Genomic DNA, 16052 nt, shown 5'->3' with positions numbered 1-16052 from the left:
ATTTACAGGTTCGGTGAACGTGAGGACGGCCGCCCCGTGAGGGGCGGCCGTCGCATTCGGGCTTTCAGCTACCGGTTTTAGCGGGGGGCACCCACATTGCCGCCACCGTTCACGTTCCCGCCGGCGTTGCCCGCGGGCGTGTACGCCTGGAAACCGGCCGACGTGTTGACGCCCCACTGGCCCATGTCCGGGTTGAACACGACCGGAAGCTGGGTGCCGTCGGGGTCACCGACTGGCGGAACCCAGGTGGCCGGCAGTCCGTAGCGGCCCGGGTCGTTGTAGTGCCCCGGCGGCGGGAAGCCGTTCTGGCCCGGGGGAAGGGGGCTGCCGGGCGCGTTGCAGTTCACGCCGGGCGCACCGGGGTTACAGATGGGCTGTCCGGGCACAGTCTGACCCGGACCCGGCACGTCGCGGTCCCCGCCCGGCACGTTCGGCCCGGGCACGTTGGGACCCGGCCCCGGCACGTTCGGGCCGGGATCGGCGAGCGCGAAACCGGCGCTCAACCCGAGCGCCGCGGACCCGAGGCCGCCGGCCATGGCGGCGGTGGCGGCGATCTTGGTGAGATTCATGTGAACTCCTTGTCCAGCTTGGCTGCGACGCACGCAGCGCAACAGCATTGACGGTGTTGTTCAGTTATTTCCCCAGGCACCGGGTTTGGGCCGAGGGATGGGGGACGACCCCCTGGTCCCTCGGCTACCCGAGTGGGCCGATCGGAAAACCCACCGACGGCAATTCATTGGCAGCAGACTCCCAGGTTTACGACAAGCTCCTGGCAGCCACGGCGCCTTAGGCGGCGACGGTCGCGGTGTCCGTCACCGGTTCGAGCGCCTGCGCGACGATCTCCGCGACGTCCGTCATCGGCTTGACGTCCAGCGCTTCGAGCACCTCGGCGGGCACGTCATCCAGATCGGGCTCGTTGCGCGCCGGGATGAAAACCGTTGACAGACCGGCACGCTGGGCGGCCAGCAGCTTCTGCTTCACGCCACCGATCGGCAGCACCCGGCCGTTCAGCGTGACCTCGCCGGTCATGCCGACATCGCTGCGCACCTGGCGCCCGGTGGCCATCGACACCAGCGCGGTGACCATCGTCACACCGGCCGACGGGCCGTCCTTGGGCACCGCGCCGGCGGGCACGTGCACGTGGATGCGCCGGTCCAGCGCCTTGGGGTCAACGCCCAGCTCCGCGGCGTGTGAGCGCACGTAGGACAGCGCGATCTGCGCCGACTCCTTCATCACGTCGCCCAACTGACCGGTCAGCTGCAAACCCGATTCGCCGTCGGTCGCCCCGGCCTCGAGGTAGAGGACGTCGCCGCCCAGCCCGGTCACGGCCAGGCCGGTGGCCACGCCCGGCACCGCCGTGCGTTCGGCCGACTCGGGCGTGAAGCGCGGACGGCCCAGGTAACCAACCAGATCGGGCTCGTCGATCGTGACCGGTTCGTCGGCGATCTTGGTCGTCACCTTGCGCAGCGCCTTGGCCAGCAGCCGCTCGAACTGACGGACCCCCGGCTCGCGGGTGTAATCCGCGGCGATCTTGCGCAGCGCGGCGTCGGTGACGGTGACCTCGTCGTCGTTCAGCGCCGCCCGCTCCCGCTGCCGGGGCAGCAGGTAGTCGCGGGCGATGGCGACCTTGTCGTCCTCGGTGTATCCGTCGATCTGCACCAACTCCATGCGGTCCAGCAGGGCCGACGGGATGTTCTCGATCACGTTGGCGGTGGCCAGGAACACCACATCGGACAGGTCCAGGTCCAGATCCAGGTAGTGGTCGCGGAACGTGTGGTTCTGCGCCGGGTCGAGCACCTCGAGCAGCGCCGCGCTCGGGTCGCCGCGGTAGTCGGAACCGACCTTGTCGATCTCGTCCAGCAGCACAACGGGATTCATCGATCCCGCCTCGCCGATCGCCCGCACGATCCGGCCCGGCAGCGCGCCCACGTAGGTGCGCCGGTGCCCGCGGATCTCGGCCTCGTCCCGCACGCCGCCCAGGGCGACGCGCACGAACTTGCGACCCAGAGCCCGGGCCACGCTCTCGCCCAGCGACGTCTTGCCGACGCCGGGGGGACCGGCCAGCACCATCACGGCACCGGAGCCGCGCCCGCCGACGACCTGCAGCCCGCGCTGCGCGCGGCGCGTGCGCACGGCCAGGTATTCGACGATGCGGTCCTTGACGTCGTCCAGCCCGTGGTGGTCAGCGTCCAAGACCGCCCGGGCCGCGCCCAGGTCCGTCGAGTCCTCGGTCCGCACGTTCCACGGCAGGTCGAGCACGGTGTCCAGCCAGGTGCGGATCCAGCCGCTCTCGGGGCTTTGGTCGCTGGAGCGTTCCAGCTTGCCGACCTCGCGCAGCGCGGCCTCGCGCACCTTCTCGGGCAGCTCGGCGGCCTCGACGCGGGCCCGATAATCGTCGGATCCGTCGGGCTCGCCCTCGCCCAGTTCCTTGCGGATGGCCGCCAGCTGTTGGCGCAGCAGGAACTCCTTCTGCGTCTTTTCCATGCCGTCGCGGACGTCCTCGGCGATCTTCTCGTTGACCTCGACCTCGGCCAAGTGCGAGCTGGTCCAGTCGATCAGCACGCGCAGCCGCTCGGCCACGTCCACGGTCTCGAGCAGCTGGCGCTTCTGCACGTCGGTGAGGTAGGACGCGTACCCGGACGTGTCCGCCAGCGCCGACGGGTCGGTCAGGCTGTTGACGTAGTCGACGATCTGCCAGGCCTCGCGGCGCTGCAGCATGGCCAGCAGCAGTTTCTTGTATTCCGCCGCCAGGGCCTTGACCTCGTCGGTCGCCGGTGTTTCGGGCGCCTCGGTCACCTCGACCCACAGCGCGGCGCCGGGCCCGGATACGCCCGCCCCGATGTGCGCCCTGCGCTCGCCGCGCACGACCGCCGCGGTGCCACCACCGGCAATCCGGCCGACTTGCAGAATCTTCGCGATCACCCCGTGGGTGGGGTAGCGGTCGTCCAGCCGGGGCGCGATCAGCAGCTGCCCCGACTCGCTCGCCTCTGCGGCGTCGATCGCCGCCCGGGCTGCGTCGTCCAGGGCGATCGGCACCACCATTCCGGGCAACACGATCGTCGGCGTGAACAAGACCGGAACAGACTTGGCTTCAGCCATTAGGTCCTCCAAAAGTTGAGTCTGCTGCGCTTAACCCAGCCGGGCGCCGGTTTGTTCCCCGGAGGAGATCCGCTGCGCGCATAATCGGTCCGTGACACTGTCCCGTCCGGTCGGGCACGCCATTGACCGCGGCGTTCTCGAAGCCGCGGCCGCCGAGCTGACCGGCGCGATCACGTTCGTCGTCGAGGACAAGGCGGTCACCTACGCCGTCGACGGGTCGACGATCCGCGTCGACGAAGGGCATGCCGGCCACGCCGGGGTCGTCGTGCGCCTTTCCCGCCAGGCCTGGGACGACATGGTGGATCAGGTCCGCACGGTCATCAACCTGTTGCTGTCCGACGAGCTTGTCTTCGAGCGGGGAGGATTCGACGAGCTGGCCGACTGGGATCCGGTCTTGCGATACCTCCATGCCGGCATCCCGCCATACGATCCGGCCCGGGCCGACCTTCGGGGACGCGACCCGCGAGCGGTCTTCACGCTGGAAGCCACCGACGACGAGCTGGCGGCCCAGCTGCGGACGATGGGTTACCTGCACGTCAGCGGCGTCTTCGAGGCCGAGGAGATGCGAGTCGCCAACCGCGAAATCGACCGGCTGGCGCAGCAAGCCCGCCCCGGCGACGACCAATCCTGGTGGGCCACCGCCGAAGACGGCACGAGCGTGCTGTGCCGATTGGTCTACGCGACGTTGCGCTCGCCGGTCCTGGCCGCCTTGGAACGCGACCCGAGGGTGCGCAGGCTCGGCACCCTCATCGACCCCGGGCTGCGCGCCGCCCCGGATCGAATGGAAGGCAGCGCGGTGTTGCTCAAGGCGCCAGGCAACACCAGCGGGCTCTCCAACATCCCGTGGCATCAAGACTGTGGCATGGGCGGGCACGGCATCATGTGCCCTGCGGTCAGTGTCGGCATTCAACTCACCGGCTCCGACTCCTCGACCGGCAACCTGCAGGTCGTTCCCGGCAGCCACGGTCAAGCCATTCATTACCGGTGGGACCAGCGGCTGCGGGGGGTGCCGGTGGTGAGCATCGACACCGCGCCCGGCGACGTCACGGTGCACGTCCAGGACCTGATGCACGCGTCCCCGCGGCCGACCGGCGCGGGCGGCCGCCGCACCATGTACGTCACCCATTACCCGCCGCGGCTCTTCGACCACATCGGGCCGGGCCAGGCCTTTAACGACCTGGTGCGCAACCGCACCGAGCGGGTCGCCCGCCTGCAGTAGCGTCGGCCCGCTACGGCACGGGTCCCAGCCGCCGCAGCTGCGTCACGTGCTTGGGCGATAGCTCCTCGAGGCAGGTGACGCCGAGCAGTCCCATGGTCCGGATGATCCCGGTCTGCAGGATCTCGATGGCCCGGGCCACACCCGCCTCGCCGCCGGCCATCAGCCCGTACAGGTAGGCCCGCCCGACCAGCGTGCACCGCGCGCCCAGCGCGATCGCCGCGACGATGTCGGCGCCGGACATGATGCCGGTGTCGACCAGGATCTCGGTGTGCTTGCCCAGCTCGCGGGCGACGGTGGGCAACAGGTGAAAGGGCACCGGGGCCCGATCCAGTTGGCGCCCACCGTGATTGGACAGCACGATGCCGTCGACGCCGCGGTCCACGACGGCGCGGGCGTCGTCGAGCGTCTGAATCCCTTTGACGACCAGCTTGCCGGGCCATTGGGCCTTGATCCATTCCAGGTCATCGAAGGTCAGGCTGGGGTCGAACATCGTGCTGAGGTACTCGCCGACGGTGCCCGACCAGCGATCCAGCGACGCGAAGGCCAGCGGCTCGGTGGTCAGCAGGTCGAACCACCACTTCGGGTGCGGCACCGCGTCCAGCACGGTGCGCAGGGTCAGCGTCGGCGGGATCGTCATGCCGTTGCGGTTGTCGCGCAGCCGCGCGCCCGCGACCGGGACGTCGACGGTGGCCAGCAGGGTGTCGAATCCCGCGTCGGCCGCGCGCTTCACCAGCGCCATCGAGCGGTCGCGGTCGCGCCACATGTAGAGCTGAAACCACTTGCGTCCCTGGGGAACAGCGCTCACCAAGTCTTCGATCGCCGTGGTGCCCAGGGTGGAGAGCGAGAACGGGATCCCCGCCCGCGCGGCCGCCCGCGCGCCGGCGATCTCGCCCTCGGTGTGCATCAACCGGGTGAATCCGGTCGGCGCGATCCCGAACGGCAGCACCACCGGCTGGCCCAGGACGTTCCATCCGGCGGTCACGTTGGAGACGTCGCGCAGGATGGTCGGGTGAAACTCGATGTCGCGGAACGCCTGTCGGGCCCGCGCGATGGACAGCTCGTCGTCGGCCGCCCCGTCGGTGTAGTCGAACGCCGCCCTGGGGGTGCGCCGTTTTGCGATGCGGCGCAGGTCCTCGATGGTGAACGCGGCGGCCAGGCGGCGCTTGGTCGCGTCGAGCTGCGGTCGTTTGAACTGCATCAGCGGCGCCAGATCGCGCACCTTGGGCACTCGTCGCTTGACCACAATGTGCAACGGTAGTCGCATGGATCCCTTCGACCTGAAGCGCTTCGTGGACGCGCAGGCCCCGGTGTACCGCGACGTCGTCGACGAGCTGCGCGCCGGCCGGAAGCGCAGCCACTGGATGTGGTTCGTCTTCCCGCAGCTGCGCGGGCTGGGCAGCAGCCCGACGGCGTTGCACTACGGCATCTCCTCGCTCGAGGAGGCCCGCGCGTACCTGGAGCACGAGGTGCTCGGGCCGCGATTGCGCGAGTGCACCCGGCTGGTCAACGCGGTGCCGGGACGGTCCGCGGAGCAGATCTTCGGCTCGCCCGACGACCTCAAGCTGCGCTCGTCGATGACGCTGTTCGCGCAGGCCACCGACGACAACGAGGACTTCCTCGCGCTGCTCGACAAGTACTACGGCGGCCAGCAGGACCAGCAGACGCTGGCGCGCCTAGGCCGGGCTTAGGATCCGCCAGCCATGCGGCTCGACAACCACCGCGTCGAGCACCTCCGGTGGTGGCGCCGAGGATCCCGCGACGACCTGTGCGCGCGCCATGCCCGCCTCCGACAGCGCGACGCGCATCGGCTCGTCGCCGATGTTGAGCGCCACCAGCAGCGCGTTCTCGCCGTTGCGCGTCTCGTAGACGTAGTGCCGGTTTTCCAGCCGCAACGCGGTCGTCGATGCCGCGTGCAGCCACGGGTGACGACGGCGCAACCCGACCAGGAACTGATGCAACGCCCACATCTGGGCGCCGAATGCATCCAATTTTATTGGGGGAGCGCCGAACTCGGGGCGCACCGCGTCGTCGCCGCCGTACCGCTCCTCCTTGACGCCGCGGAATCCGAGCTCGTCGCCGGCGTACACGCTGGGCACCCCGCCGACGGTCAGCAGGATCACCAGCGCGTGGGCCACGTGCTCGGGTCGGTCGAGCCGGCTGGCGATGCGGGTGACGTCGTGATTGCCGATGAACGTCAGTGGGGCGAAGGTTTCCAGGAACGCGTCGTGCCGCTGCAGCGCCCAGTCCAGCTCGAAGAAGTTGCCGTCGTTGAGGCTGCTCCAGATCGCCTTCCACAGCTCGTACTGGGTCGCGGAGTCGAACGTCGCCGCCTCGACCACCGCGGCGTAGTCGCCGTGGATGAGCTCGCCGACGAACCACGCGTCCGGATATCGCTCGCGCACCCGCGGCAGCGTCGACGCCCAGAATTGTTGCGGCACGATGTAGGCCGCGTCGAGGCGCCAGCCGTCCGCGCCGCGTTCCAGCCAGTGCGCCATCACGTCGACGGTGTAGTCGATGACCTCGGGGCTGTCGTGGTTGAGCGTGATGAGCTCGGAGTGGCCCTCGAACGTCCCTCCGCTGAACCAGCCGGGCGCCGCTTCCCGATAGCGCGGGAAGTCCACGCCGACGTGGTTGAACACGCCGTCGAGCAGGACGCGCAGCCCGCGGCGGTGGGCCTCCGCGACAACGTGATCGAAGTCGTCGTCGTCACCCAGTCGGGGATCGATCCGGTAGTGATCGGTGGTGTCGTAACCGTGTGTGCGCGAGGCGAAGATCGGCCCGAGCGCGATCCCCGACGCCCCCAACGCGATGGCATGGTCGAACCAGTCGACGAGCCGCCGCAGCCGATGTTGGTCCGGCTGCGGCGGCTCCGACTCCGATGCCTGAGGAAACGCGCCGACGAATCCCAGTGGATAGACCTGCCACCAGATGGCGTGCTCTACCCAGGCTGGCTTCGTCACTGGTCAGCCGACGGCGGCCAGCGTCTGGGAGGCGACGATCGCTTGGGCCACACCGGCGACGATCGCCGCGGCCTTCAGCGCCTCGAGGATGGCCTCGCGGTCCACGCCCGCCTCGCGCAGCGTGTGCTCGTGCGCGACCACGCAGTGCGAACACCCGTTGATCGACGACACCGCGAACGACCAGAGCTCGAAATTCGCCTTGTCCACACCCGGATTGGCGATGATGTTCATCCGCAGCCCGGGCCGAAGGTCGTCGTACTGGCCGTCCAGGAAGCCGCGGCCCCGGTAGAACACGTTGTTCATGCCCATGATCGACGCGGCGCCCAACGCGGCCTGGTAGGCCTCGGCCGACAGGTAGTCGCCCGCCTCGGCGCCAATCTCGGCCAACACCTGGGTGTTTCGGGTGGCCGCGGCGCTGGCCAGCAGCGTGCCCCAGAGCTGTTCCTCGGTCAGCACCGTGCTGCGCGTGATCGAACCCAGGTTGAGCTTGAGGTCCTTGGCGTACTCGGGCAGCGCGGCCTTGAGGTTCTCGACGCTCATCTCGCCCCCTTTATGCCGATGCCTTGAGCAGTTCGCCCGCGTCGATGGTCGGGTCGCCCTTGCGCCAGTTGCAGGCGCACAGCTCGTCGGACTGCAACGCGTCCAGGACTCGCAGCACCTCGTCGACATTACGCCCCACGGATCCGGCGGTCGCCGAGACGAATTGGATTTCGTTATTCGGATCGACGATGAATGTGACCCGGTCGGCGACGCCGTCGGCGTTGAGCACGCCGGTGGCCAGCGAAAGCTCCCGCTTGATGTCCGAGAGCATCGGGAAGGGCAGCTTCTTGAGGTCTTCGTGCTGCGCGCGCCACTGGAAGTGCACGAACTCACTGTCGATCGAGACACCGAGCACCTGGGCTTCGCGATCCTCGAACTCGTCGTTGAGCTTGCCGAACGCGGCGATCTCCGTCGGGCACACGAAGGTGAAGTCCTTGGGCCAGAAGAAGATAATGCGCCACTTGCCGTCGTGGTCCTCGTTGGTGATGGTGGTGAAGTAGTCGCCGGGCTGCTTGGCGTCGACCTTCGACAGGTCACCACCGATCAGCGCGGTGAGCTGGTAGGCGGGGAATTGGTCGCCGATGGTCAGCAGGGACATATCGCTCCTTAACTGGAATTATTCAAGATTAGCCGTCTGCCACCATCTTGCCGCCCCGCCGGTTTGAAGTAAAGGTGATATATCACACTATACTTATGGGTATGCCCGATAAGACCTATCAGCCGACCGTCGCCGGCCTTCGCGCGTTCGTCGCGGTGGCCGAGAAGCAGCATTTCAGCAGCGCCGCAACGAGTCTCGGCGTAAGCCAGTCGACGCTGTCGCAGGCGCTGGCGGCGTTGGAGGCGGGGCTGGGCACCCAACTGATCGAAAGATCCACCCGGCGTGTCTTCTTGACGGCGGAGGGAACCCAACTCCTGCCCAGGGCCCAGGCCGTGGTCGAGGCCGTCGATGCGTTCAGCGCCGCCGCCGCGGGCGCCGCCGACCCGCTGCAGGCCGGCCTGCGGCTGGGGCTGATTCCCACCGTGGCGCCCTACGTGCTGCCGACGGTGCTGGCCGGGCTGGCCGAGCAGTTGCCGTCGCTGATGTTGCGCGTCATTGAGGACCAGACCGAGCGGCTGCTGCGGCTGCTGCGCGAGGGGGCGTTGGACGCGGCGCTGATCGCATTGCCGGCCTCCGACGTGCCGGGCGCCGGGATGACCGCCGTCGGAATCTACGACGAGGACTTCGTGCTCGCGCTGCCGCCCGGTCACCCTCTCTCGGGCAAGCGGCGGGTGCCCGCCACCGCGCTGGCCGAGCTGCCGCTGCTGTTGCTGGATGAGGGCCACTGCCTGCGCGACCAGGCGCTGGACGTCTGCCAGAAGGCGGGCGTGCGAGCGGAGCTGGCCAACACCCGCGCCGCGTCGCTGGCCACCGCGGTGCAGTGCGTGACCGGCGGGTTGGGGGTGACGCTCATCCCGCAGACCGCGGTGCCGGTCGAGGCCGCCCGGAGCCGGCTCGGGCTCGCGCAGTTCGCCGCGCCGCGCCCTGGGCGGCGGATCGGGCTGGTGTTTCGGTCCTCGAGCGGCCGCGACGAGTCCTACCGGCGACTGGCGGCGATGATCGGCAAATTGATCGGCCAGGAACACCAGGTACGCCCGGTCAAATAGCCGGTCGCCGGCGGTAAGTTCGGCGCATGGAAAAAGTGATCGCGGTGCTGATGCGCCCGGAGCCGGATGACGACTGGTGTGCCCGGCAGCGGGGCCACGTCGCCGACGCGCTGTTGGAACTGGGGCTGTTCGGGCTGCAGGTGAACGTCCGTGACGGCGCGGTGCGTCACTCGCTGATGACGCTGACGACGATGGACCCGCCGACGGCCGCGGTGGTGAGCATGTGGACCCAGCAGTGCTATGGCGACCAGATGCAGGCGGCGCTGAAGTTCCTCGCCCAGGAATGCGAGCAGCTCGCCGCCTACCTGGTGACGGAGTCGGTTCCGCTCGCCGCGCCGCCAACCGAACCCGGTTGCCGGACAACGGGTCTGGCCAACATCGCGTTGCTGCGCCGCCCGGTGCAGCTAAACCAGGCGACCTGGCTGGCCCGCTGGCAGGGCGACCACACCTCGGTCGCCATCGAGACGCAGTCGACGTTCGGCTACACCCAGAACTGGGTGGTGCGTGCCCTCACCCCGGACGCGCCGGGAATCGCGGGCATCGTCGAGGAGTTGTTCCCCGAGGAGGCGATCACCGACCTGAAGGCGTTCTTCGGTGCCGCCAACGACGACGACCTGCAACACCGGCTTGGCCGGATGGTCGCCAGCACAACTGCATTCGGCGCCAACGAGAACATCGACACGGTGCCGACCAGCCGCTACGTGTTCAGAACACCATTCCGGGATTGAGGATCGCCATGACAACACTCGACGAGGCGGTGTCGCTGGCCAAGGGCGAAAGCGGTCTGGCCGTGGTTTCGACGGTTCGCGCCGACGGCACCGTGCAGGCTTCGCTGGTCAACGTCGGGCTGTTGCCGCACCCGGCCACCGGTGAGCCGTCGCTGGCTTTCACCACCTACGGCAAGGTCAAGCTCGCCAACCTGCGGGCCCGCCCGCCACTGGCCGTCACGTTCAAGAACGGCTGGCAGTGGGCCACCGTCGAGGGGAGCGCGGAGCTGGCCGGCCCGGACGACGCGCCGCCCTGGCTCAAAGACGCCGACCAGCTGCGGCTGTTGCTGCGCGAGGTCTTCACCGCCGCCGGCGGCACCCACGACGACTGGGACGAGTACGACCGCGTCATGGCCAAGGAGCGTCGCGCGGTGGTGTTGATCGCGCCGACCCGCGTGTACAGCAACGGGTAAGTGGTGTGGTTCTCCTGACGGTCAGGTGCTGTTCGAAATTCGATATCGCATGCGCTATCACTTTTGCGGTTTGGGTGTGAGAGCCGGGAGGGTGCCGGAGTGACGGGTGTGGCCAGTCGGCCGCCGTCGGAAAGCTAGGCTGCAGCCGTGACGCTGCAGATCGATGACAAGAACCGGGTGCGCACCCTCACGCTGAACCGGCCCGAGGCGCTCAACGCGTTCAACGAAGCGCTCTATGACGCGACGGCGGACGCGTTGCTGGCCGCCGCCGAGGATCCCGAGGTCGCCGTCGTGCTGCTGACCGGCGCGGGCCGCGGGTTCAGCGCGGGCACCGACCTCGCCGAGATGCAGGCGCGCATCACCGACCCCGGCTTTACGCCCGGAAAACACGGCTTCCCTGGGCTGATCGACGCGCTCGCCGCGTTTCCTAAGCCGCTGATCTGTGCCGTCAACGGCGTCGGCGTGGGGATCGGCGCAACCATCCTGGGGTACGCGGACCTCGCGTTCATGTCGTCGACGGCGCGGCTCAAGTGCCCCTTCACCAGCCTGGGTGTGGCCCCCGAGGCGGCCTCGTCCTATCTGCTGCCGCAACTGGTGGGCCGGCAGAACGCCGCCTGGCTGCTGATGTCTTCTGAGTGGGTCGACGCCGCCGAGGCGCTGCGGATGGGGCTGGTCTGGCGGGTCTGCGAGCCGGAGGAGCTGCTACCCGAAGCCCATCGGCACGCGGAAGTTCTTGCGGCCCGGCCCATTTCGAGCCTGATGGCCGTCAAGCACACGATGATGGAGCCGATCCGCCCCGAGATCGCCGCGGCGAGCGCGCGCGAAAACGCTCACTTCGCCGAGCTGATGGGCGCCCAGGCCAACGCCGCGGCGCTGGCGGACTTCAACAATCGGTAACCGGCTACTGAGCGGGTTCGAATTGGCGCGACGCGGCGATGATCGCCCGCAGCGTGCGCCGGCACCGTCCGCAGTCGCCCCCGGCGCCGCACGCCTCGGCGACCTCCTTGGACGTCGACGCGCCCCGCGCGACGACGTCGGAGACGGTCTGGTTGGTGGCTCCCACGCACAGGCACACGTACATCAGCGCACCCCTCGGGCGCGGGCGTAAGCCGAGCGAACAAGCCGCATGTTAGTGAAGTCTACCCTAAGTAGGTTAGCGACGCCTAACCCCGTTTCGGTGACTCACGCGACACACTGAGCACAGCCATACCTTCCTGGAAGATTCCAATCCGGCATGGCAAAGTGCTGCTTGCGCCCGGTGTTTCAGCCCAGCCCGCCGCCGCGGCCAGACGTGACAGCCCTCCGACGCTAGGAGTGACCATGCAAGGTGATCCGGACGTTCTGCGCCTGCTCAACGAGCAGCTGACCAGCGAACTCACCGCGATCAACCAGTACTTCCTGCACTCCAAGATGCAGGACAACTGGGGCTTCACCGAGCTGGCCGAGAAGACCCGCGAAGAGTCGTTCGACGAGATGCGGCACGCGGAGGAGATCACCGACCGCATCCTGCTGCTCGACGGCTTGCCGAACTACCAGCGCCTCTTCTCGCTGCGCGTCGGGCAGACGCTGCGCGAGCAGTTCGAGGCCGACCTGGCCATCGAATACGAGGTGATGGAGCGGCTCAAGCCCGGAATCATCATGTGCCGGGAAAAGCAGGACAGCACCAGCGCCATCCTGCTGGAGAAGATCGTGGCCGACGAGGAAAAGCACATCGACTACCTGGAAACGCAGCTGGAGTTGATGGAAAAGCTCGGCGAGGAGCTGTACTCGGCGCAGTGCGTGTCACGCCCACCGAGCTGAGCCCGTCGAGGCAGCGCTTGGTTGCCATCGGTTAACCCTGGGCACTCATAGGCATCGAACGCCCAGGGAAGGCAGGCATGACGAGCACGACACCGGCGGCGGTTCCGGCCCGCCAGGCTGACCAGTCCACGCCCGGGGAAGTCGCGGTCAATCCGCAGCGGCGGAATTTCATCTTCGTCGCGGTCCTGCTCGGCATGCTCATGGCGGCACTGGACCAGACCATCGTCGCGACCGCGCTGCCGACCATCGTCGCCAACCTCGGCGGGGCAGGCCATCAATCGTGGGTCGTCACCAGCTACCTGCTGGCCTCGACCATCATGACCGCGCTCGTCGGCAAGTTCGGAGACCTGTTCGGCCGCAAGCGGGTGTTCCAGGCGGCCGTGGTGTTCTTCGTCGTCGGGTCGGTGCTCTGCGGGCTCTCGACCTCGATGGGCATGCTGGTCGCGGCGCGCGCGCTGCAGGGCATCGGTGGCGGCGGGCTCATGGTGACCGCGATGGCGTTGATCGGCGAGGTGATCCCGCTGCGGGATCGCGGCCGCTACCAGGGCGCGATGGGTGCGGTGTTCGGCGTGACCACGGTGATCGGCCCCTTGCTCGGCGGGTACTTCACCGATCACCTCAGCTGGCGCTGGGCCTTTTGGATCAACGTGCCGATCTCGATCGTGGTCTTCTTCGTGGCGGCCGCCGCCATACCGGCGCTGTCCGACCGCAGCAAGCCCGTCATCGACTACGTCGGGATCCTGTTCGTCGGGCTGGGCGCGTCGGGGCTGACGCTGGCCACCAGCTGGGGCGGCACCACATATCCGTGGGGCTCGGCGACGATCATCGGGCTGTTCGCCGGCTCCGCCGTGGCCCTCGCGATCTTCGTCTGGGTGGAAAGCCGCGTCCCCGCGCCCATCCTGCCGACGCGGCTGTTCGCCAGCCCGGTGTTCACGGTGTGCTGCGTGCTGTCCTTCGTGGTCGGGTTCGCGATGCTGGGCGCCCTGACGTTCCTGCCCACCTACATGCAGTTCGTCGACGGTGTCTCCGCCACCACGTCGGGCCTACGCACGCTGCCGATGGTGGTGGGAATGCTGACCACCTCGATGGGCAGCGGCGTCCTGGTCGGGCGCACGGGCAAGTACAAGGTCTTTCCCGTCGCCGGCACCGCGGTGATGGCGTTCGCGTTCTTCCTGATGTCCCGCATGGAGCCGTCGACGTCGGCGTGGCTGCAGTCGCTGTTCCTGGTCATCCTCGGCGCGGGGATCGGGATGTGCATGCAGACGTTGGTTCTCATCGTGCAGAACACCTCGAGCTTCGACGACCTCGGGGTCGCCACCTCCGGCGTGACCTTCTTCCGGACGATCGGAAGTTCCTTCGGCGCAGCGATATTCGGTTCGCTGTTCACCAACTTCCTGCACGGCCGGATCGGTCCGGCCCTGGCCGCCGCGCGCGCCCCGGCCGCCGCGGCCGCTTCACCCGAGGCCCTGCACCGGCTGCCCCACGACATGGCCGCGCCGATCGTGCGGGCCTACGCCGACTCACTCACCCAGGTGTTCCTGTGGGCGGTCCCGGTCGCGCTGGTGGGCTTCGTCGTGGCGCTGTTTCTGCGCCAGGTGCCGTTGCGCGGCATCGGCAACAAGCGGGGCGACATCGGCGAGGCGTTCGCCATGCCGAGCAGCCAGACGCCCGACGACATGCTGGAGGCCGCGATCGGCCGCCTGCTGCGGGGTGTTCCGGGCATGCGACTGCGCAGCATCGCGATGCGACCCGATTGCCGGCTCGACGTCGCCGGGTTGTGGGGCGTCCTGCGCATCAACCGCTACGGGCAGATGTACGGGGTCGCGCGGCTCACCGACATGGCCGACTACCTGCGGATCCCGTTCGAGGTGCTGGAGCCCACCTTCTCCCGCCTGGTCGCCACCGGTTACGCGCGGGGCGAGGGCGACGAACTGTGGCTGACCCCGGCCGGGGCGCAGCAGGTCGAATACGTGCACTCGCTGCTGGTGGCCTGGCTGGTCGACAAGCTGGAACGCTCGCCCGGGTTCGAGGGCCGGCCCGACCGGCGACAGGTGCAGGCCGCGCTCGGACGCGTCGCGCATCGAGTTCTGGCCCAACGCGATTGGGACAACGAGACGCCGACGGTGGCCATAAACGCGCTAGGCCAACGGGCTGGGCGTACCATCACGCCATGAGCCGAATCGGAACGTTCGCCGACGACGACATCTATGGCTGGGCCGCGAAGTCTCCGGACCTCGGCGGCGCGATCGCCAACTTCAGCCAGGCGGTCTACACGAAGAACCGGCTGCCCATGCGCACCCGCGAGCTGGCCCGGGCCGTCATCGCGCACGACAACGAATGCACCGTGTGCATGAACACCCGCGACGCGGACGGCCCCGCCGCCGGCGTGGACGAGGAGCTCTACGAGCACGCGCTCGAGTGGCGCACCTGGCCGGGGTACAGCGAGCAGGAGCGCCTGGCCGCGGAGTTCGCGCACCGATTCGGCACCGAGCACACCAAGTTGCGCGACGACGAGGACTTCTGGGCCCGCGCCAACGAGCACTTCACCGAGGAGCTGCTCGCCGACCTCGCCATGTCCTGCGCCCTGTGGGTCGGCATGGGCCGGATGCTTCGCACCCTCGACATCGGCCAGGCCTGCAAGCTGACCCTGCCCAGCCGCACGTAGCCGCAGGCGGGCACAAACCGGCACACAACCGGCGTTGCGATACCTATGAAGGTTCGCTTCGGCGTGGGGCTGGGCCTGGACACCGCCCCAGACCGGCTCGCAGGCATCGTCGACCACCTGGAAAGCAGCGGGGTCGACTCGCTGTGGTTCTCCGAGCTGGTCTACTCCCCGGCGGTCGATCCGGTGGTCGGCATGGCCTACGCGCTGGCCCGCACGACCCGGTTGAAGGTGGGCATGTCGGTGGCCGTGCTGCCGGGGCGGCACCCGGTGTTGGTGGCCAAGCAGCTGGCGTCGCTGGCGGCCGTCGCCCCCAAGCGCGTCCTGCCCGTCTTCGGGCTGCGTTCGGCGATTCCGGCCGAGCGGGAGGTGTTCGTGGTCCCCGACGGCGAACGCGCAGCCGTGTTCGACGAGGCGCTCAGGGTGCTGCGCGCGGCGCTGGTCGACGACGCCGCCACCTATAACGGCCGGTATTTCACCGTGAGCGGGGCCGCGGTCGCCCCGCGGCCGGTGCCACCGCTGGACATCTGGCTGGGCGGCTCGGCGCCGGCGGCGTTTCGGCGCATCGGCGCGCTGGCCGACGGGTGGCTGGGCAGCTTTCTCACCCCGGCCGAGGCGCGCGCGGGACGCGAGGCGATCGAACGGGCCGCCGCGGAAGCCGGCCGGCGCATCGAGCCCGATCACTACGGCATCTCGCTGGCCGTCGCGGACGGCGAGTTGTCGCCGGAGCTGGTGGCGGCGGCCCGGCGGCGCCGCCCCGAACTCGATCCCGGCGAGCTGATCGCCGCCGACTGGGACCAACTGCACCGCCAACTCGATGCCTACCTTGACGCCGGGCTGACCAAATTCGTCATCCGGCCGGCGGGCAAGGCGCCGCTGGACGACTTCCTCGATCGCTTCGCCACCGAGTTGATCCCGCGCCAGAACTGACCGAGTTGCCACAATGGC

17 protein-coding genes are annotated in these 16052 nt (G+C 68.9%); 10 read left to right on the top strand and 7 right to left on the bottom strand.

Annotated elements, in window-relative coordinates; genetic code table 11:
• Positions 1–77: 77 nt before the first annotated feature.
• Both A5712_RS32035 and lon read right to left on the bottom strand, forming a co-directional pair.
• Positions 78–569: a hypothetical protein gene (locus A5712_RS32035; protein ID WP_068107704.1), complete on the bottom strand. Its 492-nt coding sequence runs from the start codon at positions 567–569 to the stop codon at positions 78–80.
• A 217-nt stretch (positions 570–786) separates the two neighbouring features.
• A complete protein-coding gene (gene lon, locus A5712_RS18010) occupies positions 787–3099 on the bottom strand; it encodes an endopeptidase La (protein ID WP_068107701.1) in 2313 nt (770 codons plus the stop codon).
• 91 nt (positions 3100–3190) lie between these two features.
• Between lon and A5712_RS18005 the strand changes: the two genes are divergently transcribed.
• Complete coding sequence (locus A5712_RS18005) at positions 3191–4318, top strand: phytanoyl-CoA dioxygenase family protein (RefSeq protein WP_068107699.1); 1128 nt, start codon at positions 3191–3193, stop codon at positions 4316–4318.
• A gap of 10 nt (positions 4319–4328) precedes the next feature.
• On the opposite strand, the gene A5712_RS18000 is transcribed toward A5712_RS18005, so the two are convergent.
• Positions 4329–5564 (bottom strand): alpha-hydroxy acid oxidase, encoded by a 1236-nt coding sequence (locus A5712_RS18000; RefSeq protein ID WP_156766619.1) that lies wholly within the window; start codon positions 5562–5564, stop codon positions 4329–4331.
• On the opposite strand from A5712_RS18000, the gene A5712_RS17995 reads away from it, so the two are divergent.
• Complete coding sequence (locus A5712_RS17995; protein WP_082973505.1) at positions 5563–6006, top strand: DUF1810 domain-containing protein; 444 nt, start codon at positions 5563–5565, stop codon at positions 6004–6006. The genes A5712_RS18000 and A5712_RS17995 overlap by 2 nt on opposite strands.
• Here A5712_RS17995 and A5712_RS17990 read toward each other — a convergent pair.
• The 3 genes from A5712_RS17990 to A5712_RS17980 are packed head-to-tail and all read right to left on the bottom strand — an operon-like array spanning position 5992 to position 8416.
• Positions 5992–7278, bottom strand: coding sequence for an alpha-amylase family protein (locus A5712_RS17990; RefSeq protein WP_068107693.1), 1287 nt, complete (start codon positions 7276–7278; stop codon positions 5992–5994). The genes A5712_RS17995 and A5712_RS17990 overlap by 15 nt on opposite strands.
• 3 nt (positions 7279–7281) lie before the next feature.
• Positions 7282–7818 (bottom strand): alkyl hydroperoxide reductase, encoded by a 537-nt coding sequence (locus tag A5712_RS17985; protein WP_068107691.1) that lies wholly within the window; start codon positions 7816–7818, stop codon positions 7282–7284.
• Positions 7819–7828: 10 nt separating this feature from the next.
• Positions 7829–8416, bottom strand: coding sequence for a peroxiredoxin (locus A5712_RS17980; protein WP_068107689.1), 588 nt, complete (start codon positions 8414–8416; stop codon positions 7829–7831).
• A 101-nt stretch (positions 8417–8517) separates the two neighbouring features.
• Between A5712_RS17980 and A5712_RS17975 the strand changes: the two genes are divergently transcribed.
• From A5712_RS17975 to A5712_RS17960, 4 genes are all read left to right on the top strand, one after another.
• Positions 8518–9462 carry a hydrogen peroxide-inducible genes activator gene (locus tag A5712_RS17975; RefSeq protein WP_068107687.1) on the top strand — a complete coding sequence of 315 codons (945 nt, stop codon included), beginning with the start codon at positions 8518–8520 and terminating at the stop codon, positions 9460–9462.
• A 26-nt stretch (positions 9463–9488) separates the two neighbouring features.
• Positions 9489–10190 (top strand): hypothetical protein, encoded by a 702-nt coding sequence (locus tag A5712_RS17970; protein ID WP_068107685.1) that lies wholly within the window; start codon positions 9489–9491, stop codon positions 10188–10190.
• Between the two features lie 8 nt (positions 10191–10198).
• Complete coding sequence (locus tag A5712_RS17965; RefSeq protein WP_068107683.1) at positions 10199–10642, top strand: TIGR03618 family F420-dependent PPOX class oxidoreductase; 444 nt, start codon at positions 10199–10201, stop codon at positions 10640–10642.
• A 147-nt stretch (positions 10643–10789) separates the two neighbouring features.
• Positions 10790–11539, top strand: a complete 750-nt coding sequence (locus tag A5712_RS17960) for an enoyl-CoA hydratase/isomerase family protein (protein WP_068107681.1) — start codon at positions 10790–10792, stop codon at positions 11537–11539.
• 4 nt (positions 11540–11543) lie between these two features.
• Here A5712_RS17960 and A5712_RS17955 read toward each other — a convergent pair whose 3' ends face one another.
• Entirely contained in the window at positions 11544–11723 is a 180-nt protein-coding gene (locus A5712_RS17955) for a bacterioferritin-associated ferredoxin (RefSeq protein WP_067154578.1), read from the bottom strand.
• Positions 11724–11962: 239 nt separating this feature from the next.
• Between A5712_RS17955 and bfr the strand changes: the two genes are divergently transcribed.
• From bfr to A5712_RS17935, 4 genes are all read left to right on the top strand, one after another.
• On the top strand, positions 11963–12442 hold the full coding sequence (gene bfr / locus A5712_RS17950) for a bacterioferritin (protein WP_067154673.1): 480 nt from the start codon (positions 11963–11965) through the stop codon (positions 12440–12442).
• Positions 12443–12519: 77 nt separating this feature from the next.
• Positions 12520–14616, top strand: a complete 2097-nt coding sequence (locus A5712_RS17945; RefSeq protein WP_068107679.1) for an MDR family MFS transporter — start codon at positions 12520–12522, stop codon at positions 14614–14616.
• Positions 14613–15107, top strand: coding sequence for a carboxymuconolactone decarboxylase family protein (locus A5712_RS17940; protein WP_068107677.1), 495 nt, complete (start codon positions 14613–14615; stop codon positions 15105–15107). Before A5712_RS17945 ends, A5712_RS17940 begins: the two co-directional genes overlap by 4 nt.
• A 45-nt stretch (positions 15108–15152) precedes the next feature.
• A complete protein-coding gene (locus A5712_RS17935) occupies positions 15153–16034 on the top strand; it encodes a TIGR03854 family LLM class F420-dependent oxidoreductase (RefSeq protein WP_068107676.1) in 882 nt (293 codons plus the stop codon).
• The last annotated feature ends 18 nt before the right edge of the window (positions 16035–16052 follow it).

Source organism: Mycobacterium sp. E2327, from assembly GCF_001672675.1.
Taxonomy (GTDB): Bacteria; Actinomycetota; Actinomycetes; order Mycobacteriales; family Mycobacteriaceae; genus Mycobacterium.
The sequence above is the reverse complement of the archived record's forward strand: the minus strand, read 5'-3'. Positions and strand labels throughout refer to the sequence as shown.